Annotated in this window: 18 protein-coding genes; 16 read left to right on the top strand and 2 right to left on the bottom strand. The window is 33.5% G+C overall.

Translation table 11 applies throughout. From position 1 onward, the window contains the following. Positions 1-29: 29 nt before the first annotated feature. From OCV48_RS13640 to OCV48_RS13565, 16 genes are all read left to right on the top strand, one after another. Entirely contained in the window at positions 30-2,192 is a 2,163-nt protein-coding gene (locus OCV48_RS13640; RefSeq protein ID WP_147592240.1) for a DEAD/DEAH box helicase family protein, read from the top strand. Further along, entirely contained in the window at positions 2,185-2,358 is a 174-nt protein-coding gene (locus OCV48_RS13635) for a hypothetical protein (RefSeq protein WP_021982683.1), read from the top strand. The genes OCV48_RS13640 and OCV48_RS13635 overlap by 8 nt, the downstream gene beginning before the upstream one ends. After that, positions 2,348-4,393: an AAA family ATPase gene (locus OCV48_RS13630; protein WP_147592239.1), complete on the top strand. Its 2,046-nt coding sequence runs from the start codon at positions 2,348-2,350 to the stop codon at positions 4,391-4,393. Before OCV48_RS13635 ends, OCV48_RS13630 begins: the two co-directional genes overlap by 11 nt. A 9-nt stretch (positions 4,394-4,402) precedes the next feature. Further along, complete coding sequence (locus OCV48_RS13625) at positions 4,403-4,909, top strand: hypothetical protein (protein ID WP_147592238.1); 507 nt, start codon at positions 4,403-4,405, stop codon at positions 4,907-4,909. A 243-nt stretch (positions 4,910-5,152) separates the two neighbouring features. Beyond that, positions 5,153-6,049 (top strand): methionyl aminopeptidase, encoded by an 897-nt coding sequence (locus tag OCV48_RS13620; protein ID WP_262559943.1) that lies wholly within the window; start codon positions 5,153-5,155, stop codon positions 6,047-6,049. A gap of 244 nt (positions 6,050-6,293) precedes the next feature. Next, on the top strand, positions 6,294-8,795 hold the full coding sequence (locus tag OCV48_RS13615; protein ID WP_147592237.1) for an ABC transporter ATP-binding protein/permease: 2,502 nt from the start codon (positions 6,294-6,296) through the stop codon (positions 8,793-8,795). A gap of 149 nt (positions 8,796-8,944) precedes the next feature. Beyond that, on the top strand, positions 8,945-10,189 hold the full coding sequence (locus OCV48_RS13610) for a serine hydroxymethyltransferase (RefSeq protein ID WP_147592236.1): 1,245 nt from the start codon (positions 8,945-8,947) through the stop codon (positions 10,187-10,189). A 40-nt stretch (positions 10,190-10,229) separates the two neighbouring features. Continuing rightward, the gene (aroC, locus tag OCV48_RS13605; RefSeq protein WP_147592235.1) at positions 10,230-11,330 is read left to right on the top strand and encodes a chorismate synthase; all 1,101 of its coding nucleotides are present in this window, start codon (positions 10,230-10,232) and stop codon (positions 11,328-11,330) included. Positions 11,331-11,382: 52 nt separating this feature from the next. Further along, complete coding sequence (locus tag OCV48_RS13600) at positions 11,383-11,814, top strand: hypothetical protein (RefSeq protein WP_147592234.1); 432 nt, start codon at positions 11,383-11,385, stop codon at positions 11,812-11,814. A 325-nt stretch (positions 11,815-12,139) separates the two neighbouring features. Then, positions 12,140-12,649, top strand: a complete 510-nt coding sequence (locus tag OCV48_RS13595; protein ID WP_147592233.1) for a MarR family winged helix-turn-helix transcriptional regulator — start codon at positions 12,140-12,142, stop codon at positions 12,647-12,649. 1 nt (position 12,650) lies between these two features. Then, positions 12,651-14,807, top strand: coding sequence for an ABC transporter ATP-binding protein (locus OCV48_RS13590; protein ID WP_147592232.1), 2,157 nt, complete (start codon positions 12,651-12,653; stop codon positions 14,805-14,807). Then, positions 14,807-16,639: an ABC transporter ATP-binding protein gene (locus tag OCV48_RS13585; RefSeq protein ID WP_147592231.1), complete on the top strand. Its 1,833-nt coding sequence runs from the start codon at positions 14,807-14,809 to the stop codon at positions 16,637-16,639. Before OCV48_RS13590 ends, OCV48_RS13585 begins: the two co-directional genes overlap by 1 nt. A gap of 93 nt (positions 16,640-16,732) precedes the next feature. Beyond that, the gene (locus OCV48_RS13580) at positions 16,733-17,128 is read left to right on the top strand and encodes a hypothetical protein (protein ID WP_021982671.1); all 396 of its coding nucleotides are present in this window, start codon (positions 16,733-16,735) and stop codon (positions 17,126-17,128) included. A gap of 46 nt (positions 17,129-17,174) precedes the next feature. Then, positions 17,175-18,026, top strand: a complete 852-nt coding sequence (locus OCV48_RS13575; protein ID WP_147592230.1) for a DUF5685 family protein — start codon at positions 17,175-17,177, stop codon at positions 18,024-18,026. Beyond that, complete coding sequence (locus tag OCV48_RS13570; protein ID WP_147592229.1) at positions 18,019-18,729, top strand: J domain-containing protein; 711 nt, start codon at positions 18,019-18,021, stop codon at positions 18,727-18,729. Before OCV48_RS13575 ends, OCV48_RS13570 begins: the two co-directional genes overlap by 8 nt. Positions 18,730-18,750: 21 nt before the next feature. Next, a complete protein-coding gene (locus OCV48_RS13565) occupies positions 18,751-20,241 on the top strand; it encodes an O-antigen ligase family protein (RefSeq protein ID WP_262559940.1) in 1,491 nt (496 codons plus the stop codon). A gap of 131 nt (positions 20,242-20,372) precedes the next feature. Here OCV48_RS13565 and OCV48_RS13560 read toward each other — a convergent pair whose 3' ends face one another. Next, entirely contained in the window at positions 20,373-21,692 is a 1,320-nt protein-coding gene (locus OCV48_RS13560; protein ID WP_147592227.1) for an aspartate kinase, read from the bottom strand. A 117-nt stretch (positions 21,693-21,809) separates the two neighbouring features. Beyond that, positions 21,810-23,000 carry an iron-containing alcohol dehydrogenase gene (locus OCV48_RS13555; protein WP_147592226.1) on the bottom strand — a complete coding sequence of 397 codons (1,191 nt, stop codon included), beginning with the start codon at positions 22,998-23,000 and terminating at the stop codon, positions 21,810-21,812. Positions 23,001-23,362 lie beyond the last annotated feature (362 nt).

Here is a 23,362-nt window from a genome sequence, read left to right as displayed (position 1 = left end):
ATAGAGAATGTAGATTAGGAGGTACGAAGATGTTCAAGGATATGAAATGTAAGCGTATGTATCGTTCAGACATGAATGATAATGTAGCTTTAGATTTTTTAGTTCCGCTTTTAGAAAATGCAAAGCTATACAGACGCGCAGTTGGATATTTCTCAACTACTTCATTAGAAATGTTATCTGTGGGTTTAGCTGCTATGGAGAGAAATGGCGGAAAAATAGAGGTTATATGTTCTCCAAAATTGAGTAAAGAGGACATAGAAGCAATTAATTTAGGATATAAAACAAAGGAAAAGGCATTTGTAGAAGCACTTGATGTATCGCTTACTAATCCGATAGATGAGTTTGCAAAGGAAAGACTTAATATAGTAGCTACTTTAGTGGCAAACGGTGTATTGAATTTCAAAATTGCATTTATGGAAGATGATAATGGAATAAATATTTATCATGAGAAATTTGGCATAGCCTATGATGAAGCAGGAGACCGAATAGCTTTTTCAGGTTCAATGAATGATTCGGAAAATGGGTTTGAAAATAACTTTGAATTAATTACGGTATTTTCTGATTGCAACTCTGCCGAGCAAAAAGAATATGTAGATGAAATGGAAAGTAATTTCAAGAGACTCTTAGAAGATAATACAAGTAAGTTAAAGGTAATACCATTTCCTAAGATTATAATAGATAAATTACTGGCTTACAGGTGTGGAGATATAGATTATAAAGTTGATGAAAAACAATTTGGAAGTGGAGTTAACAGATTAAAGAAAAATGTATTTATTAAGATACCTGATACGATTAAATTGTTAGATTATCAGAGAGAGGCAATTATTAATTGGAAAAAGCAGGGCTTTACAGGAATATATGATATGGCAACAGGTACAGGAAAGACTATTACGGCATTGGGAAGCATAGAGTATCTGGCAACTGAATTAGACAATAACGTTGCTGTATACATTATTTGTCCATATATACATCTGATAACTCAATGGGAGGAAGATTTAGTTAAGTGGGGGACGAATCCTATATTAGCTTACGGGCAATCAAAGGATAAAGAATGGTATAAACATTTAATTGATGCCAATAAAAGATTCAAATTGCTAAAAAAACCATATATCTGTATTACTACAAATGATACTTTTAAAAGTGAAAAATTTCAGAACATTTTCAAGAACTTTACATGTGATGAAAACATATTATTAGTTGTAGATGAAGCACATAATGTTGGCTCGAAAGGTATGGTGGAATGTCTTAATGAAAATATTAAATATCGTCTGGCTCTATCAGCAACTATAGAAAGGCATAGAGATAAATCAGGGACAGATGCCATATTTAGATATTTTAAAGACAGGTGTATTGAATATCCGTTAGAACGAGCTATTGAAGAAGGTAATTTATGCCAGTATGAATATCATATAATTTATTCATTTCTATCTGATGAGGAATTAAGTGAATATATAAGAATTACTAAGGAAATGAGTAAATGTTATGTAAATAAAAATGGTAAAAGGAAACTAAATGAAGTAGGTAAACTAAAAGCATTTCAACGAAGAAGAATTATTGCAGGTGCAAAAGATAAAATAGGACTTCTAAAAAAATATATGGAAAAATATCGTGATGATTCACATATTCTGGTATATTGCGGAGCAACAAAAGTAATAGACGAAAATACAGATGAAGAAGAAAAGCAAATATTATTAGTTAATAAAATGATAGAAGACGAATTAGGAATGAGTGTACATAAATTTACGGCTGATGAAGACATATATGAAAGAGAAACTATAAAGCAATGTTTTGACAGAGGAATGTATCAGGTTTTAACAGCAATCAGATGTCTTGATGAGGGCGTAAATATTCCTAATATTCAGAAGGCTTTTATTCTGGCAAGTAGTCAGAATCCGAAAGAATTTATTCAAAGGCGAGGACGACTTCTAAGGAAAGCCAAAGGAAAAGATATTGCAATAATATATGATTTTATTACATTGCCAAGACCATTTTTGATGATTCATAGTGACAATTATGAAGAAGATAAAGGGATTATTGTAGGTGAAATGTTAAGAATTCAGGAATTCACAAAATCTGCAATAAATAAAAGAGAAGGCTTTGATGCGATAGACACAATACAGGAAGCCTATAATATATATCTTGATTTAGATGAAGAAATGGAAAGATTAAAGGAGGAAGATACAGATGAATGAGAACAACGTAGATAAGGAAAAATTAGATTATTTATTCAACCTGATTAGAATGTATGAGGGTAATAATCTTCGAACTAATAAGTATGATGATGATGCTATGATAAAAATTATAGAAAAAGAGATTAGAAAAATAGTTGATAAGGAGGAACAGCAGCATGAAATTTAAGAGAATTAAGATAAACAATTTTATGAGATATAAAGGTGAACATGAGATAGAATTCTCTTGTGATGATGAGAAAAATGTAACGGTCATTATGGGTGAGAATACATTTGGTAAAACTACATTAGCACAGGCGTTTCGTTGGGGACTTTATGGAGAGATAATCGATACAAAATATGGTACGCAGAGAAATACAATACTCTTAAATAAAGATGTATTAGCAGGACTTGGAAGTATCGATGATGCATCGGTATCAGTTGAACTGGAAATTATAGATGAAGATATGTCATATATTTTCAGAAGAGAAGCAAAATATGCAAGAAAATTTCCAAGTATGACATCTAAATTAGTTGAAGAAAAACTATGGTTCAAAAGTAAAGAAAAAGATGGAAGATGGAGTGACTGGAAAGATAATGACAGCTCTAAAAGTGAAGAAAAAGGTAAGGCAGAGGATACGATAAAACTTTTATTTCCAAAAGATTTATCAGCATATTTCTTCTTTGATGGTGAAAAATGGAGTGATGAAAAGACAACTAATAATGAACTAAAGAAGTCTATAAGTTCATTAATGGGAATAACTCCGTTAGTAAAAATGAAAGAGCAATTATTAAATGACAGGTCTAAATGTCTTATAAGACAATTGAAAAAAAGAATAAGTGGAAGCAGTACTAAATTTAATGATATAAAAAGACAAATAGAAGAACAGGAAACACTTATAGAAAAATGGTCAAAAGAGAAGGAAGAACAAGAAGAAGATTACAAAGAATTTAGAGAAAAAGTTAATAGAGCAGAAGAAATTCTTAATTCAAATAAGAAGATAGAAGAGGAACAAAGAAGATATGAGCAAGTAGAAAAAACAGCTAATAAAAGTGAAGAGATTATAAAATCAAATTATGCGGATATCATTAAAGAATTCAGTAAAGATGGCTATAAATATTTTGCAATGTCGATGTTAAGTGACATTAATAATATTCTTGAAAATGATAAAGATAAAAAGGATGATGTTAATACAATTCCTGATATAACAACTGATACAATTGATTATCTGATTGAGAATAAGAAGTGTATATGTGGTAATGAGATTACAGAAAAAGAAATTGAGACTTTGAATGCATTAAGAAATAAAATTACTGGGAATGTTAATTCTACAACAATTAATTCATACAAGACTGTATTAGAAATGTGGAAAAATAATATTACTGATTTTGCAAAAGATATTGCAGAAAAGGCAAGTAATATAGAAGGAACTATGGATGAATTAGATAATGAGAAAAAGGAAATGGCAGATTTAAAGGAAAGAATTGATACGAAGATTAATTTTAAGGATGAACGAAGAAGAATGGAAGCCAACAAGAGGAGAATGACTGATGCCTTTAATGAAATAGCAAGGCGTGAGAGAAATATTGAAAGTGCAAGGTTAAGATTAAAGGGATTAGAACAGGAAGAGAAAAAAGAAACGGCTAATACATTGGAAAATCGTAGAATACAACGAATGATAGATTACGCAGAGGCTCTATATGACGAGGTGACTGACATTTTGAAAAAACGCGAAGAACCGTTGATTGGCGAATTAAATGCAATTATTAAGCAGAAGTTCGAAGAGATGTTTAATGAGAAAGAGAAATATGCACAGATGGAAGATGATTATAAATTACATCTATATTATCATAAGCTTGGAAATGACGGAATGAAGATAGAAGAGTTCAATCTTTCAGAGGGTGAGATAATAGCACGTAATTTTGTATTCATTGTAAGTATATTAGAATTGGCTCAGAAAAAGAAGAAAGAAGATAATGAGACTCTTAAACAAAGCGATGTATTAAATCTTCCATTAGTCCTAGATGGACCGTTTTCAAAACTTAGTGATAAAAATATTGGTTTGGTAGCAGGTGTTCTGCCAGAAGCGGCAGAGCAGGTAATAATATTTATGCTTGATAAAGACTGGACAGCATCAGGACTTGAAAAATATACATTGCCTGATTATAAATATGAGGTTGAAAAAGAACCGGAAGAAAACAGTGCAAGAATTGTGAGAAAGTAGGTGTGATAAATGAATGAAAATATAAAACTTCAATATTTTAATAGTGATGTTAAAATAAGTGGAAAACATGCCACTTACTTAGATGAATTGTGGAAACAGAATAATATCCAGGAATCATATATAAGAACATTATATGAATTGTATCCATTAGCCGCAGTAATTGGGTTAAAACTAAAGAAAAAGGTTGAAGAGGATAAAGGCGATGTAAGAAATATTCAATTGACACAGTTAAATAATGTGAGACATGATTTATTACATATAATGAAAATGGTATTATTACTTGATGATTCTACAGAACTTACAAAGGAAGAAAGAATCGAAAGAGCTTTTAGCGGGCCAAAGACGGTAGAAGAAGTACAGGAGAATATGGATTTATTTAATTCGTATGTAAGAGGTGGTATAGAGTATCTTCACGAGGAATTGGTCGAAAGACCTGTATTAGGTGAAGATGAATACACAGATGCAAGATTGGCGAATATAGTTGCATTGATTAATAATAGTGATTTTAATGATTAGAATATTAAATAAATGTGGTTGTTGCTCTAACGGTTAATAATCGTTAAGGCACAACCACATTTTAATTAATGATAAATTTTCGTATTCATTTGCATTGAAAAAATATTTCAAAAAGAGTATTATTAGTATGGTATTTGTGTTGCAGACACCACAAATATGTAATCAGAGAAACCGAAATAGTATTAATTACATTGTGATTTCTTTAATATTCAATATCAAGTGTCTGTGGAATGGAGAGATATTATGTCATTAAAGATGAACCCAAACATTAAAGTAATAGGAAGAAACGATCCATGTCCTTGTGGAAGTGGTAAAAAATATAAATATTGTCACCAGATAATAGATGAGAAGATGTTACAGTATAGAAGAAAAGGCTGTATAGTTCCAAGTAAAAGATTATTAAAGACAAAAGCTGATATAGAGGGAATAAAAGAAAGTGCCAAGATAAATATAGCTGTTCTTGATTATGTGGCAGAAAATATTGAAATAGGAATGAGTACAGAAGAGATAAATATGCTTGTTCATAGTAAAACACTTGAAATGGGTGGAATACCCGCACCACTTAATTATGAGGGATTTCCTAAGAGCGTATGCACATCTATTAATGACCAGGTATGTCATGGAATACCATCGCCTCATGATATTTTGAAGGATGGAGATATCATAAATGTAGATGTTTCTACAATATACAATGGATATTTCTCAGATTCATCAAGAATGTTCTGTATGGGAAATGTAAGCGAGGAGAACAGAAAACTTGTAGAAGTTACAAAGAAAGCTGTTGAGATAGGACTTGAACAGGTTAAACCATGGAATTTCCTCGGAGATATGGGGCAGGCAATAAATGATTATGTCAAATCAAATGGTTACTCCGTTGTAGAAGAAATCGGTGGTCATGGAGTCGGACTTGAATTCCACGAAGAGCCATTTGTAAGCTATGTTACGAAGAAAGGAACAGAGATGCTTATGGTTCCGGGAATGATGTTCACAATTGAGCCAATGGTTAATATGGGAAGAGCAAATGTATTCGTAGATGACAATAATGGCTGGACAGTTTACACTGAGGATAAGAAACCATCTGCACAGTGGGAGATTCAGGTATTAGTTACAGAAGACGGCCATGAGGTTATTTCGTACTAATTAGAACATTTAAGAAAAATTGATATGTAACCGCTTTAGTTTTGTATGATATTTCCTGTTAAGCAGACATGAGAATATCACGCGAAGCTATGGCGGTTATTATTTTTGTTGTGATTTTGTGTTGTGATATTATATGAGAAAAAATTTCATTATAAAAAAATAAAATTACAAAAGTCACTTGCATATAAAAAATCAAGGCTTTATAATGTAAAACTAAATGAAAATAAGTAAAAAGGAGAAATAAATGCTAGAGTTAACGAACATAACAAAAGACTATGTGTCTGGCGATACGACAGTTAAGGCACTTAAAGGTGTCTCAATCAAGTTCAGAAAAAATGAATTCGTGTCGATACTCGGTCAGTCCGGTTGTGGTAAGACAACATTGTTAAATATTATTGGTGGATTAGACAGATATACAGATGGTGATTTATCTATAGATGATATATCTACTAAGAAATATAAGGATAAAGACTGGGACACATATCGTAATAACAGAATAGGTTTTGTATTCCAGAGTTATAATCTTATTCCTCACCAGACAGTTTTATCTAATGTAGAACTTGCACTTACATTATCAGGTGTATCGAAGAGTGAGAGAAGAAAACGTGCAATGGAGGTATTAGAGAAGGTTGGACTTGGAGACCAGATACATAAGAAACCTAATCAGATGTCAGGCGGACAGATGCAGAGAGTTGCTATTGCAAGAGCATTAGTAAATAATCCTGATATTCTCCTAGCAGATGAGCCTACAGGAGCACTTGATTCAGCTACAAGTATTCAGATTATGAATATACTTAAAGATATTTCTAAAGATAAATTAATCATTATGGTTACACATAATCCGGAACTTGCAGATAAATATTCGTCAAGAATAATCCGTTTACTTGATGGTAAGGTGGTAGATGATACTAATCCTTATAATGGTAAAGAGTGTGATGATGACAAGGCTACAGATAAGCAGGATTCTAAGAATAATAAATCGGAAGAAACAGGTAAGAAAGCTAAGAAGCAAAAGACAAGTATGTCATTTGCAACAGCACTTTCATTAAGTCTTAATAACCTTATGACTAAGAAAGCCAGAACGATATTAACAGCATTTGCAGGAAGTATCGGTATCATAGGAATTGCACTTATCCTGTCACTTTCACATGGTATGCGTTCATATATTCATAGAGTTGAGCAGGATACACTTTCCGGTTATCCACTGACGATTCAGAAGACAGCTGTTGATTACAGTTCGTTCCTTGGAATGGGCGAAGAGAAGAAGATAGAGGATAAACAGCCAGGAAGAATATATTCTAACAGTATGATGTCGGATATGATTAACAAGATGTTAACATCCGTTACCGTAAATGATTTAAAGAGTTTTATGTCATATATTGAAAGTGATGAATCAGGCATTAAAGATTTAACAAATGATATTCAGTATTCATATGATGTGGACTTAAATATTTATAAGGCAGACACATCCAAGGGAATATTTAAGGTTAATCCAAGTACAGTATTTGAAAGTCTTGGAATGGACCAGATGACTCAGGGTGGAAGTATGTCGATGATGGGAAACACAGATGCATGGTCAGAAATGATTGATAATGAGGAATTAATCAAGTCACAGTATGACATTTTAGAGGGCAGACTTCCACAGGAATATAATGAAGTTGTCTTAGTAGTCGATAAGGATGATATGATTTCCGAGTATTCTTTATATGCACTCGGTCTTATAGATATCAGCCAGTTGCAGAAAGTATTTGCGCAGATGCAGATGGGTAATGTTCCGGAAGAGAATCTGAATGACGAACAGGTAAGTTTTACTTATGATGAATTATTAAATCAGACATTTAAACTTGTGGTAAATACAGACGTTTATGTTAAAGATGGCAACGGATACAAAGATATGAGTTCTGATGAAGAATTTATGAAACAGTTATTAGCTAAATCCGTAGACATTAAGATAGTTGGTATCTTAAAACCAAATGGAGATGCAAGCAACGCATCAATCACCACAAATGTTGCTTATACGAATAAATTAACACAATATCTCATAAATACAGTTAATGACAGTGATATTGTTAAGGAGCAGTTAGCCAATCCTGCAGTTGATGTATTTACAGGAGAACCATTTGCAGAGAACAGTTATGAAGCTAATTTAACTAAGCTTGGTGTTGCTAATCTTGAAGACCCTGCATCAATTAATATTTATCCTAAAGATTTCAAATCTAAAGAGAAAATAGTTGATATTATAGATGAATATAATGCCAAGCTGAAGGCAGAGGGTAAAGAAGAAATTGAGTATACAGATTATGTCGGACTTATGATGTCATCAGTCAGCACAATTATTAATGCAATCAGTTATGTACTTATCGCATTTGTAGCAATTTCGCTTGTGGTGTCTTCTATTATGATTGGTATTATTACTTATATTTCAGTCCTTGAGAGAACTAAGGAAATCGGTATATTACGAAGTATTGGTGCATCTAAGAAAGATGTATCACGAGTATTTAACGCAGAGACAGTTATAGTTGGTTTCGTGGCAGGTATGATTGGAATTATAATTACATTATTACTTAATATTCCGATTAATATTATCATTAAGAATATTACGGATATTTCAGGTATGTCTAAACTTCCAGTTTCAGGTGGTGTTGCACTTGTAGTTATAAGTATTATTCTTACATTTATAGCAGGTCTTATTCCGGCAAGGGTTGCTTCTAAGAAGGATCCTGTTATTGCACTTAGAACAGAATAAAAAACAGTTTTAATTATAAAAAAATTATGTTATACTAGCTTAAGGTGTCGAAATGTTTATTTTGACATTTTAAGCTATATTATTATTAGAGTAAATATTGTGAAATAGTGAGATTACAGTTTCATTGTATTTAAGATTGGAGGAAGAGAATGTTTTCATTTGATAATGTAAAATCATACGATCCTGAAGTAGCATCAGCTATGCAGCAGGAATTAGAAAGACAGAGAACTCATATAGAGCTTATCGCTTCAGAGAATTTAGTAAGTAAAGCAGTTATGGCAGCTATGGGAAGTCATCTTACTAACAAATATGCAGAGGGCTATCCAGGTAAGAGATATTATGGTGGCTGCGAATATGTAGATATAGTAGAGACTCTTGCAATTGAAAGAGCAAAGAAGTTATTCGGTTGTGATTATGCAAATGTACAGCCACATTCAGGTGCTCAGGCTAACCTTGCAGCATTCTTCGCAATGGTAGAGCCAGGTGATACAGTAATGGGTATGAATCTTGCACATGGTGGACATCTTACACATGGAAGTCCTGTTAATATTTCAGGTAAATATTTCCATATCGTTCCTTATGGAATTACTGATGATGGATATATTGATTATGATGAAGTATTAAAGATTGCCAAGGAAGCAAAACCAAAACTTATCATTGCAGGTGCAAGCGCATATCCAAGAGAAATTGATTTCAAGAAATTCAGAGAGATAGCAGATGAAGTTGGTGCATATCTTATGGTAGATATGGCACATATCGCAGGTCTTGTTGCTACAGGACTTCATATGAGCCCAATTCCTTATGCTGATGTTACAACTACAACAACACATAAGACTTTAAGAGGACCTCGTGGTGGTATGATCTTATGCAATGAAGAAAGTGCTAAGAAGTTCAACTTTAATAAAGCAGTATTCCCAGGTATTCAGGGTGGTCCGCTTATGCATGTTATCGCAGCTAAGGCAGTCTGCTTCAAGGAAGCATTAGATGACAGCTTTAAAGTGTATATGAAAGGTGTTAAAGATAATGCACAGGCACTTGCTAAAGGACTTACAGACAGAGGCTTTAATCTTATTTCGGGTGGTACAGATAATCACTTAATGCTTGTTGATTTAAGAAATATGAATGTTACGGGTAAAGAGTGTGAGAAATTATTAGATGCCGCTAACATTACATGTAATAAGAATACTATTCCTAATGATCCTGCATCTCCATTTGTAACAAGTGGTATCAGACTTGGTACACCTGCAGTTACATCAAGAGGAATGGTTGTAGAAGATATGGACGTTATTGCAGAAGCTATTTCATTACTTGTTAAAGATGTTGATGCTAACAAGGAACAGGCAATGGCATTAGTTAAGACATTAACAGACAAATATCCTTTATACGAAGATTAATTACAGAAGTAGTTATTAGATTAATAGTGAGGAATAGAAAATGGCAGGTTCTAGCTTTGGAAATATATTTAAGATATCAACCTGGGGAGAGTCACATGGAAAAGGAATCGGCGTAGTAGTAGATGGCTGCCCGGCAGGTGTAGAGTTAAATGAAGATGATATACAGGTCTTTCTTAACAGAAGGAAACCGGGACAGTCTAAGTACTCCACACCAAGAAGCGAAGATGATAAAGTAGAAATATTATCCGGTACATTTGAGGGTAAGACAACAGGTACACCTGTTTCGATGATAGTGTACAATAAGACACAACGCTCAAATGATTATTCGGAGATAGCATCTTATTACAGACCGGGACACGCAGATTACACATTTGATATGAAATATGGCTTCAGGGATTATCGCGGTGGCGGACGTTCATCAGGCAGAGAGACTATCGCAAGAGTAGCAGCGGGTGCAATTGCAAGTAAGATTTTAAAGAGTCTTGGAATAAATGTAAATGCATACACAAAAACTATTGGTGATGTAGAAATCGATATGGATAAATTCGATTCAGAAGAAATATTTAATAATATGTTATATATGCCTGACAAGGAAGCTGCTGACAGGGCAGAAAAGCTGTTAGATGATAAAAGGGCAGAAGGCGACAGCGTAGGCGGTGTAGTAGAATGTGTCGTAAGTGGAATGAAAGCTGGTATTGGTGAACCTGTATTCGAGAAACTTGATGCTAATCTTGCCAAAGCCATAGTATCTATCGGTGCTGTCAAAGCCTTTGAGGTTGGTGACGGAACAAAAGTTGCGAAAGCATTTGGTTCCGGGAATAATGATGATTTTATCGCAGATGATAATGGGAATATCACTAAGATGACTAACCATGCAGGCGGAATACTTGGTGGAATCAGTGATGGTTCAGATGTGCTTGTAAGAGCATACTTTAAGCCAACCCCATCTATATTTAAAGAGCAGAAAACTGTCAATAAATCAGGTGAGAATATAAGCATTAATATCAAAGGCAGACACGATCCGATTATTGTTCCAAGAGCAGTAGTGGTTGTGGAGTCAATGGTTGCACTTACTGTACTTGATATGCTATTAGTCAGTATGACTTCTGATATTGAGAAGATTAAGAAATTCTTTGAGTAAAGATTTGATAAATTTAGAAATATGTAGGAATGTTTGGGTTAGGAGGTAACTTATGAAGAAAAAACTTATAATGGCTATATGTTGCTCCGTATTAGTATTATCTGCCTGTGGCAGCAAAAAGACAACAGATTCAACGAACAATGCAGTCACAACTAAGGCTTCTCAGTCAGTAGTTGAAGAAGAGACAGGGCATCCATCAGGCGAGATACAGAAAATGTATCTGTATGTAAATGGTACTTTATATGAACAGAAATCATCAATGCTTGTCTATAAAGATAAGACAGAGGCAGATGTAGTTGGTTATGAAAACTATAAATATTATGGTGATGTAAATGAAGAAGATAATTTAAAACTGCCAGAGAAAGATTTATGTAGTTCAAGGATTGAGGTTGGTTCAAAAGTCTATATAAATGAGAATGATACAAAGGATATACTTGTATATTCAAATCAGACCATATTCTTCCTTGGTAAAGCAACAGAGTAAGTTATAATATTAGAAGTTTTAAATTCTCTAGACTTATAATCAAAATAATAAATTATAAAGATTAAAATCTATAAATCGTCAGCCGGTTATGGCTGGCGATTTTTGTACTTCCCAAACACTTTTGCCAGGATACATACATTTTTCGTAGAAAAATTTTGCTCTATAATTCTATAACTCCTAAATTTTCCCAAACACTTTTCAAAAAGTTTATATTTATTTTATTGACATATATTTACGATAGAGATATAATTGCGTCCGTTAATAGTTAACAATGTTAAATATTAACTTTATTAAATAAATATAAAGAAGGTGAAAAATATATAAAATGGAAACGATGAATGAAGAAGAAGCTGCTTTATTAAGGGATAGACTCATAACATCTATAATGAAGATGAATAAGGCACATCGAAACATTATGAATGGTAAAATTTCACCTATAGAAATGTGTACATTAGAAATGTTAGACAGAGTCAGAAGAGAATATCCTGACAGAAAAGGCGTAAAAGTATCTGAAATAGCTAAGAAACTCAAAATTTCAATGCCACAGGTATCGAGAATGTTGAATACTATGGAGAAAAAAGAATATATTCTAAGAGTGATGGACCCTGATGACAGAAGAAATGTATATGTGTCTATTACTGATAAAGGCATTGAGCAAAGAAAATCCATACTTGATAATCTGAATGATTGTCTCAATACAATTATTATCAATATGGGAGCAGAGAAGATAGAGACACTTTCGGAGATAATTACAGAGATGTCAGAAATAATTGAAAGAGAATTTGAAAATGAATTAGGAAAAAATTCAGGTAAAGGAAAGGAGACAAAACAGTAGAATGGGTAAATTATTTAAGTATTGGAAAGACCATATCGGAATAATACTTGTCATAATTGCATTACTTGTTGTTCAGGCATATTGCGATCTGGCATTACCATCTTATACCAGTGATATTGTCGATGTCGGTATAACTAATGGAGGTATTGAAAATGTTGCACCCGAGAAAATGAGTGCAGAAACATATGAAAATATCTGTTTGCTTTTAAGTGATGATGAAATAGAGGTTGTTAATAAATGTTATAAATTAAATGATAATGGAATCTATAAATTAACGACTGATAACCGGAAAAATATCGATAAATTAAATGATATAATTGGTATTCCTATTGTTATGATATCAGGAATGGAAAGTAAACAGGACGGTTCATTAGAACAGATGAAAGCAGCATATGCGGCAGGAATGATGTCTAAAGAGGACATATTAGCACAGAGAAAAGCTGCTGAAGATAAAATAGACGAATATGGCGATACAATGATATCAAGTCAGGCAACTGTATTTGTTAAGGCTGAATATAAGAAGGTTGGTGTGGATACAGATAAGATACAGACCAATTACCTCATTAAGAAAGGTCTTACAATGTTAGGATATGCAGTTATAGGTATGATTGCTTCGATTTTTGCAGGATTACTTGCATCAATATTAGCTGCAAGAGTAGGTATGACACTTAGAAATAATGTATTTAAGAGGGTTGTATCATATTCTAACACAGAGATGGATAAATTCTCTACAGCTTCATTAATTACAAGAAGTACAAACGATATCCAGCAAGTACAGATGGTTACAGTAATGATGTTCAGAATGGTAATGTACGCACCAGTACTTGCAATAGGCGGTATCATTAAGGTCTTAAAGACAGATACAGGACTTGACTGGATAATTGTACTCGCAGTAATCGTTATCATAGGAACGGTGTTAATACTTATGTCTATTGCACTTCCTAAATTCAAGATAATGCAGCAACTTATGGATAAGTTAAACCTTGTATCCAGAGAGATTCTTACAGGTGTATTAGTAATCAGAGCATTTTCAAGAGAGAAGAAAGAAGAAGAGAGATTTGAAGATGCCAATAAGGACTTAATGTCAACACAGTTATTTACTAACAGGGTTATGACATTTATGATGCCTATTATGATGTTTATAATGAATGCAATTACAGTTCTTATCGTATGGATGGGAGCTAAGGGCATTGATAACGGCAGACTTCAGGTTGGTGATATGATGGCATTTATCACATATGCAATGCAGATAATTATGTCATTCTTAATGCTTACAATGATTTCAATTATGCTTCCGAGAGCAGGTGTTGCAGCAACAAGAATTGATGAAATAATCGAGACAGAACCAACAATTCATAACGCAGATAATTGTATTGAAAATGATAAGAAGTTAGATAACTTAAAAGGCGTATTATCATTTAACAATGTTAATTTCAAATATCCGGGTGCCGATGAAAATGCATTAGAGGGACTTAACTTTACGGCAGAACCAGGTAAGACTACAGCTATAATCGGTAGTACAGGTTGTGGTAAATCGACACTTATTCATCTGATACCAAGGTTCTATGATGTAAGTGATGGAAGTATCACTATTGATGGTGTGGATATAAGAGACATTTCACAACATAAATTAAGAGATTTAATAGGTTTTGTGCCTCAGAAAGGTGTATTGTTCTCAGGTGATATTGAATCAAATATTAAATTTGCAGGTGAAAAAGTAAGCGATGATGATATGAAACTTGCAGCAGAGATTTCCCAGTCATTAGAATTCATAGATTCTAAAACTGATAAATATAAATCAGAAATTGCACAGGGCGGTACAAATGTTTCCGGAGGACAGAAACAGAGATTATCAATCGCAAGAGCAATCGCAAAAAGACCACAGATTTTCTTATTCGATGACAGCTTTTCAGCACTTGATTATAAGACAGATGTGGTTCTTAGAAAGGCACTTAACCAGAACCTCAGTAATTCAACTATTATTATCGTAGCACAGAGAATCAGTACAATTCTTCATGCAGACCAGATAATAGTGTTAGATGAAGGTAAGATAGTTGGTAAAGGAACACATGAAGAATTATTAGCTTCATGTGAAGCATATCAGGAAATTGCAAAATCCCAGTTATCAGAAAAAGAGTTGAAGGGAGGTAATGCATAATGGCAGAGCAGAGAAGACGAAGTGGTCACGGAGGCGGAGGATTTGGTGCACCTGCTGAAAAGGCTAAAGATTTCAAAGGAACAATTAAGAAATTGATGTCATTTGCAAAGGCATATACACTTCAGATTGCGATGGTTATGGTATTTGCAATCGGCAGCACGATATTTACAATTGCAGGGCCTAAGATATTAGGTAAAGCTACAACAGAGCTTGGTAAAGGTCTTGGAAAAATGATTGCAGGAACAGGCGGAATTAATTTTCACAGAATAGGTGTTATTCTTGGAATATTATTAGGAATGTATGCAGTCAGTGCGTTATTTTCATTTATACAGGGCTGGTTAATGACAGGTGTATCACAGAAAATGTGTTATAACTTAAGAGATGCCATCTCCAAGAAACTTAACAGATTACCAATAAGTTATTATGAATCACGTAATGTAGGTGAAATTTTATCAAGAATTACTAATGATGTTGATACATTACAGATGAGTTTAAACCAGTGTATTACGCAGTTAATTACTTCGGTTACTACAGTTATAGGTATTCTTATAATGATGCTCAGCATCAGCCCTATAATGACTCTTATAGCAATAGTTATTCTTCCTTTATCAGGAATGATGGTTGGTTTAGTTGTAAAGAAATCTCAGAAATATTTCGTTGCACAGCAGAAATATTTAGGTAAAATAAACGGACAGATTGAAGAGGTATACAGTGGCCAGAATATTGTTAAAGCATTTAACAGAGAGGACATTGTATTAGATGAATTCAATAAGACTAATGAAGTGCTTTATAAATCAGCATGGAAATCACAGTTCTTATCAGGAATGATGCAGCCAATTATGTCATTTATTAGTAACTTAGGTTATGTGGCAGTAGCAGTTGTAGGTGGTTTCCTTGTAATTAACCACACAATTGAGATAGGTGATATCCAGTCATTTATCCAGTATGTAAGATCATTTACACAGCCTATTGCACAGCTTGCACAGGTATCTAATATGTTCCAGTCAATGGTTGCGGCAGCAGAAAGGGTATTTGAACTCCTTGACGAGCCGGAAGAAGAATTATATGTTGAGAATCCGGTTAAACTTGATAATGTAGAAGGCAACGTAACATTTGACCACGTATCATTTGGTTACAAACCTGATAAAATAATTATTCATGATTTCAGTTGCGAAGTTAAACCAGGGCAGACAGTTGCGATTGTCGGTCCAACAGGTGCAGGTAAGACTACAATGGTTAAATTATTAATGAGATTCTATGATGCCAATACAGGAAGTATTAAGGTAGATGGACACGACATTAAAGATTTTAACAGATATGACTTGAGAGATAATTTCGGTATGGTTCTTCAGGATACATGGTTGTTCAAGGGAACAATTATGGAGAATATAAGATATGGACGTCTTGATGCGACAGATGAAGAAGTTATTGCAGCAGCTAAAGCAGCACATGCACACCACTTCATAAAGACACTTCCTGATGGATATCAGATGGAATTAAATGAAGATGCAAGTAATGTGTCACAGGGACAGAAACAGCTCCTTACTATTGCCAGGGCAATACTTGCAGATAAGAAGATTCTTATATTAGATGAAGCTACAAGTTCAGTTGATACAAGAACAGAGTCAAGAATACAAAAAGCTATGGCTAATCTTATGAGAGGCAGAACAAGTTTCGTTATTGCTCACAGATTATCAACTATTAAAGATGCTGATATGATTCTGGTTATGAAAGATGGAGATATCATAGAACAGGGTAATCATGAAGAGCTTATTGCCAAGAACGGTTTCTATGCTAGTCTTTATAATTCACAGTTTGAGGATATAGCATAAAAAGATGTTGTTTTAGAGGTATGTTTCATAATTATGAACAAAGCATACCTCGCAATATTAATAGAATAAAGGTGTTGAAATGGAGGTCTTGCGATGTTAGAAAGATTTAAGAGATTTATGTATGGCAGATATGGTATAGACCAGTTTTCGAAGTTTTTATTAGTTGTATCAATAGTATTATTGTTTATATCTACAATATTTAGAAATGGATTGCTGTATTTACTTGCTTTGGCAATTATGATATATCTGTATATAAGATGTTTCTCAAAAAATTATGAGAAGCGCTATGCAGAAAATAACAGATATCTCAAATACAGTTCGAAGTTAAGAAGTGCATTTGCAACATTTAAAAGAGATATGAAGATTAGAAAAACACATCATATCTACAGATGTCCAAATTGCAGACAGAAGATAAAGATTCCTAAGAATAAAGGACGTATATCAATAAGATGTCCGAAATGCTATACGGAATTTATTAAGAGAAGTTAGAGTGGCTTTTATTCGCCACCTCGCATTGCTCGGAAATGAGGTATATATGTTTGGATATGTAACGATTAACAAACCAGAGATGAAATTTAAAGAGTACAATTTATATCGTTCATATTATTGTGGCTTATGTAAAGCTATGGGAAAACGGCATGGTAATCTATGCCGTCTTTCTTTAAGCTATGATGTTAATTTTTTAGTCATGCTGCTTACAAGTCTATATGAACCTGAATCGTATGTTACTAAGGAAAAATGTATTATTCATCCATTTAATAAGCAGAATATTAGAAGTAATGAATTTACGGATTACGGTGCCGATGTGAATCTTATGCTTGCATATAGCAAATTCGAAGATGACTGGAATGATGAGAAGAAGCTGAAGGCTAAAATACTTATGGCTCTTCTAAAAGGAAAGAATTCTAATACGATAAAAAGTTATAAAGAAAAAATGCAGGTAATAACGGATAATCTTCGTAAAATAAGTGAGTATGAGAAAGCAAATGAAACCAATATCGATTATGTCGCTGGTGCATTTGGAAATATTTTATCAGAAATATATGTATATAAGAAAGACGAGTGGGAGGCAGATTTAAGAAGAATGGGCTTCTATCTTGGTAAATTCATATATATTATGGATGCATACGAAGATATCGAGGAGGATATTAAGAAAGGTAATTATAATCCACTAAAAAATATTTTTTATGAGGAAGATTTCGAAAATAAGTGTTATAATATGTTAACAATGATGATGGCAGAGTGCACAAAGTCATTTGAAAGATTACCAATTGTGGAAAATGTACAGATTTTAAGAAATATATTATATGCTGGTGTCTGGGTTAAATATACACAGATATCTAGAGATAGATTGGAGAGTTCTAAGAACGGAGGACAGCATGATTGATCCATATTCAGTATTAGGAATTTCAAGAGGAGCATCTGACGAAGAGATTAAGAAGGCATATAGAAATCTCAGCAGGAAATATCATCCTGATGCCAATATTAATAATCCTAATAAAGCACAGGCAGAAGAAAAATTTAAAGAAGTACAGCAGGCGTATGACCAGATTATGAAAGAAAAAGAAGCAGGCTATTCATATAATGGAGGATATAGTAATAATGCAGGCTATGGAAATGGAGGCTTCGGAGGATTCGGTAATAATGCAGGCTATGGAAACGGAGGCTTCGGAGGAGGCTTTGGAGGTTTTGGCAATTCTTCAGGCCAGTATTCATATGGCAATGATGAGTATTCGAATCATTTAAGAGCTGCTGAGAATTATATCAGTTCAAGACATTTTAGAGAAGCGCTTAATATATTAAACGGAATGGCTGACAGAAATGCAAGATGGTATTATTTGTCTGCGATTGCTAATATGGGTGTAGGCAACAACATTAAAGCAGTAGAAGATGCAAAAATGGCAGTGAATATTGAGCCAAATAATTCAGAGTATCAGATGCTTTTATATCAGTTACAATCCGGTGGCTCGTGGTATCATTCTATGCAGTCACCATTTGGTGGAAATGTTTATTCGGATGACGGAATGTGTATGAGGTTATGTCTTGCTAATCTGTTATGCAATATGTGTTGCAATTGTGGACAATGTTAGTATATGGAAACGGAGAGAGAAGTGAAGAATTATATTTCTAATTATGGACTGGTGAAATTATATGTATATTTTATGTTTTTAATCTATCCAATATTTTTTCACAATTATTATTTTGATATAGTTACCTGCAAATACATATTATTCCTGATTGTAACAGGTATAATGTTCATAATATCCGTATTCTATATACCTGAAAATATTTTTAAGAAGATAAAGATGAGGGAAATCAGATTCAGTGTAAGTGATTATTTTATGTTTGCATTCTTAATAGTAAATGTGATTTCAACACTTTTATCGGGAGATATCTTATATGGTCTAAATGGTGCTTCGGGAAGAAATATGGGACTTTCTACGGTAATCTGCCTGACTTTCGTATATTTTCTGATATCACGTACATTTAAGTTAGATGAAACTTTCTATAGGATTGTAGCAATAGGAAGTGTGCTTGTATCAATAGTGGGAATTCTGCAATTTGCAGGAATTGATTTTCTTGGCTTTTATGATAAATTGGAATTTTCACAGAAATTATTCTACATATCAACATTAGGTCACGTTGATGTATATACAAGTTATTTTGCACTAACTATTCCTGTATTATTTATTAAATACCTACACAGTACAGCACCAAAGGAGAAGTTTTTCTATCTGACTGCACTAATAACTAATGGTGCCGGAGTGGTATGCGGTCAGTGTGACAGTGCATATATTGTAATCTTTGCATCTATATTTTTGACATTAATTTTTGGTAAATGCAGGGACAAGAGAGTAAGAATAAGTGAGGTAATTCTTCCGCTTGTATTGATCGAAGTAATTGTCAAAGTATTATTGAAAGTTAATGATAATGCGAAAGAGGTAAGAATTGTAAGTACATTTACAAAGGCATTATTTAATGATAAAGTAATTTTAATTCTGGCGGTTATGTTAGGAATAAGTATATTAATCGAAATGAAATATATAGCAGATGTTATGAGATTTAAGAATGTCTATCTGTTAATTATGGGCGTTGGAATTGTGGCGTACATAATATTGATTATCTGTTTTACTACTGTATTTAAAGAAGCTGATCTAGGCAAATTTGAAACGATTTTAAGGTTTAGTGACAGCTATGGAAGTTATAGAGGATATATATGGAAAGTGTTAGTTAAAGATTATCGTGATATGCCTTTTATAAATAAGTTGTTTGGCATAGGAACTGATTCATTGAGACCATATCTGGTTGCTAAATACGGAGATAAAATGTATCGTGTTACAAATGCATATTATGATAATGCACATAATGAATGTCTGCAATATCTTGTAACTACTGGAATTATAGGATTAATAACATATGCCGGACTTGTTATTGCAAGTATTAAAAATGCATTGAAGAATGAAAATTTGAGGATAATACTTGCAGCAGTTCTGTGCTATCTTGCACAGTCATTTGTTAATATTAATCAGGTAGTAACTACACCATTATTTTTCATTATGCTAAGTCTGCTTAATTGCAGAGAAGTATCGGCAGAAAAATAATTATAGAGAGTTATTTAGAAAAAGAGTGTTATAGTATAAAACGTGTTGATGAACATATAAAATAAGACATATACTAATCAAGGTAATTAGTTATATGTCTTATTTTGTGTAGTAATATATATTACAATAAATTATAAATTAACTGTTACAAAGATGTCATAAATAGCCTGAATAGCCTTTTCAAAATCAGAGTCTTCAACACCGACGATTATATTTAATTCGCTTGAACCCTGGTCAATCATCTTAACATTTACGTGTGCGTGTGCAAGTGCAGAGAAGATTCTTCCTGCTGTACCTCTTGTAGCTTTCATACCACGACCAACGACAGCTATTAATGCAATATCCGATTCGATTTCGATTGAATCAGGATGAGTATTTCTATGAATACCTGCAAGTATCTCCTGTTCTTTCTTACCGAATTCAGCCTGGTGAACAACAACACTCATTGTATCTATTCCTGAAGGCATATGCTCGAAAGAAACACCATTCTTCTCGAATTCTTCAAGAACTCTTCTACCAAAACCAAGTTCAGAGTTCATCATATCTTTTTCAATTGTAACAACTGTGAAACCACGTTTTCCTGCGATACCTGTAATTGTATATTCAGGTTTCATAGAAGTGCTTTCAACAATCATTGTACCTGGATCAGATGGTGCATTAGTATTCTTAATATTAATTGGAATACCCTCTTTTCTTACAGGGAAGATAGCATCCTCGTGAAGTACGGAAGCTCCCATATATGATAACTCTCTTAATTCCTTATATGTAATTGTGTTAATTACCTTAGGATTATCTATAATTCTTGGATCTGTAACAAGGACACCTGATACATCAGTCCAGTTTTCGTATAAATCTGCTTTAACAGCTTTGGCTACGATAGAACCTGTTACATCAGAACCACCTCTTGAAAATGTCTTGATAGTATCGTTAGGCATTGAACCATAGAAACCAGGAATAACTGCATATGCAACTTTGCTAAGTCTTTCTGAAAGAATTTCATTAGTCTTATCAGCATCAAAGTTACCATTATCATCAAAGAAGATAACTTCAGCGGCATCTATGAATTCGAAACCAAGGTAATTAGCAAGAACAATACCATTTAAGTATTCGCCACGTGATGCAGCATAATCTCTACCTGCTTTACCAACGAAACCTGACTCCATAATTGAAAATTCTTTCTCAAGAGATAAATCAAGTCCTAATTCATTAATAATGTCATAGTATCTCTTCTTAATATTTTCAAGTAAAGGTTTGTAATCTTTGCCTTTAACTGCTGCTGTATAGCATTCATATAACATATCTGTTACCTTGATATCATCTGAAAATCTCTTTCCAGGTGCAGATGGAACGATATATTTTCTTGATTCCTCAGCATGGATTATTTCTCCAACCTTTTTAAACTGTTGTGAGCTGGCAAGTGAACTGCCACCGAATTTAACTACTTTTACCATTTCAATAGTCTCCACTTTCTGTATATTTTTCTTTGATATTTCATCATTAAAAGACATTATACATACGATAGCGGTATTTTATCAAGAGTTTTTTGCAAATTAGTTAAAAATATAACATTAGAAATCAATTTCTTTATCGTAGAAGCAGGCATCAAGTAATTTCTCCATTTCCTCTTGTGTTGGAATACGTGGGTTAGAACCTGTGCAGGCATCTGAAATTGCAAGAGCAGCAACATCTGATAATTTAGAATTGAACTCGGCTTCATCAATTATTCCACCCTCATAATCTTTAATGCATTTAGGAATATTGAGTGCTTCATTCATAGATTTAAGCTCTTTAATAAGTGCATCCACTAAAGATTCTGTAGAATCTCCTTTCAGACCAATGAAAGTAGCAATTTCTCCATATCTTACGGCTGCTTCAGGATTCTTTGAGTTATATTTAATTACTTTAGGAAGATACATTGCATTTGCACAGCCATGAACAATATGTCCACCTGAATATGCAGCTCCTGTTTTATGCGCCATTGAGTGGACTATACCGAGTAATGCATTAGAGAAAGCCATACCTGCGAGGCATTGTGCATTATGCATTCTGTCTCTGGCTTCCATATCACCATTATATGATTTAATTAAATCATTATGAATCATCTTAATTGCATGGAGTGCAAGCGGGTCAGTATAATCACAATGTAATGTTGAAACATATGCCTCGATTGCGTGAGTCATTGCATCCATACCTGTATGTGCAGTAAGTTTTGGAGGCATCTTTTCAGCCAGATCAGGGTCAACGATTGCAACATCTGGTGTAATATTGAAATCAGCTAATGGATATTTGATACCTTTAGCATAGTCAGTAATTACACTGAAAGCAGTAACCTCTGTAGCGGTTCCTGATGTAGATGGAATAGCACAGAATTTAGCTTTTGTACGAAGTGTTGGAAAATTAAAAGGAATACAAAGTTCTTCGAATGTGACATCAGGATATTCATAAAATGCCCACATTGCTTTAGCTGCATCAATTGGTGAACCACCGCCCATTGCAACAATCCAGTCAGGTTCAAAGTCCTGCATAACCTTTGCACCTCTCATAACTGTTTCAACACTTGGATCAGGTTCGACATTTTCGATAAGTTCAACTTCCATACCGGCAGCTTTAAGATTATCGACTGCTTTATCAAGAAAACCAAAGCGCTTCATTGAGCCACCGCCAACTACTACAACAGCTTTTGTACCTTTAAGGTTCTTAAGTTCATCTATAGAACCTTTGCCATGATATAAATCTCTTGGTAATGTAAATCTTGCCATACTTAACCTCCATTCCTTGTTGCCTGAAATAATGTTTCTAATTATTGAAATTTCAAAAATAATACTTAAGTGCAAAGTACACTTTTACCACTAATCACTATATGAAAAAGGCAACAAAATTATACTGATATTATAACATACTGCGGTGTAAATAACAACGAATTAAATGGGAAAATAAAGTGACAGATAATAGAAAAAAGACGAAAGATTTGAAATTTATTTGACATAAAAAAGGACAAATGGACGGAACAGGCTGTGTGGTCAGTGAGACAGATGCTAGAAAAACAGACTCACAGAATAATTCAGAAACATATCGATATGATGAAATGGGAAGAATTATTGAGACCAGAGATGCATTAGGC

The sequence above is a fragment of the Bovifimicola ammoniilytica genome (assembly GCF_025567085.1).
GTDB classification, from domain to species: domain Bacteria; phylum Bacillota; class Clostridia; order Lachnospirales; family Lachnospiraceae; genus Bovifimicola; species Bovifimicola ammoniilytica.
This window is presented reverse-complemented; position numbering and strand designations above follow the sequence as displayed.

Bases quoted from the DNA above. Each gene is read 5' to 3' on its own strand.
- OCV48_RS13640 (WP_147592240.1), top strand. From the start codon at position 30: ATGTTCAAGGATATGAAATGTAAGCGTATGTATCGTTCAGACATGAAT.
- OCV48_RS13635 (WP_021982683.1), top strand. From the start codon at position 2,185: ATGAATGAGAACAACGTAGATAAGGAAAAATTAGATTATTTATTCAAC.
- OCV48_RS13630 (WP_147592239.1), top strand. From the start codon at position 2,348: ATGAAATTTAAGAGAATTAAGATAAACAATTTTATGAGATATAAAGGT.
- OCV48_RS13625 (WP_147592238.1), top strand. From the start codon at position 4,403: ATGAATGAAAATATAAAACTTCAATATTTTAATAGTGATGTTAAAATA.
- OCV48_RS13620 (WP_262559943.1), top strand. From the start codon at position 5,153: ATGTCATTAAAGATGAACCCAAACATTAAAGTAATAGGAAGAAACGAT.
- OCV48_RS13615 (WP_147592237.1), top strand. From the start codon at position 6,294: ATGCTAGAGTTAACGAACATAACAAAAGACTATGTGTCTGGCGATACG.
- OCV48_RS13610 (WP_147592236.1), top strand. From the start codon at position 8,945: ATGTTTTCATTTGATAATGTAAAATCATACGATCCTGAAGTAGCATCA.
- aroC (WP_147592235.1), top strand. From the start codon at position 10,230: ATGGCAGGTTCTAGCTTTGGAAATATATTTAAGATATCAACCTGGGGA.
- OCV48_RS13600 (WP_147592234.1), top strand. From the start codon at position 11,383: ATGAAGAAAAAACTTATAATGGCTATATGTTGCTCCGTATTAGTATTA.
- OCV48_RS13595 (WP_147592233.1), top strand. From the start codon at position 12,140: ATGGAAACGATGAATGAAGAAGAAGCTGCTTTATTAAGGGATAGACTC.
- OCV48_RS13590 (WP_147592232.1), top strand. From the start codon at position 12,651: ATGGGTAAATTATTTAAGTATTGGAAAGACCATATCGGAATAATACTT.
- OCV48_RS13585 (WP_147592231.1), top strand. From the start codon at position 14,807: ATGGCAGAGCAGAGAAGACGAAGTGGTCACGGAGGCGGAGGATTTGGT.
- OCV48_RS13580 (WP_021982671.1), top strand. From the start codon at position 16,733: ATGTTAGAAAGATTTAAGAGATTTATGTATGGCAGATATGGTATAGAC.
- OCV48_RS13575 (WP_147592230.1), top strand. From the start codon at position 17,175: ATGTTTGGATATGTAACGATTAACAAACCAGAGATGAAATTTAAAGAG.
- OCV48_RS13570 (WP_147592229.1), top strand. From the start codon at position 18,019: ATGATTGATCCATATTCAGTATTAGGAATTTCAAGAGGAGCATCTGAC.
- OCV48_RS13560 (WP_147592227.1), bottom strand. From the start codon at position 21,692: ATGGTAAAAGTAGTTAAATTCGGTGGCAGTTCACTTGCCAGCTCACAA.
- OCV48_RS13555 (WP_147592226.1), bottom strand. From the start codon at position 23,000: ATGGCAAGATTTACATTACCAAGAGATTTATATCATGGCAAAGGTTCT.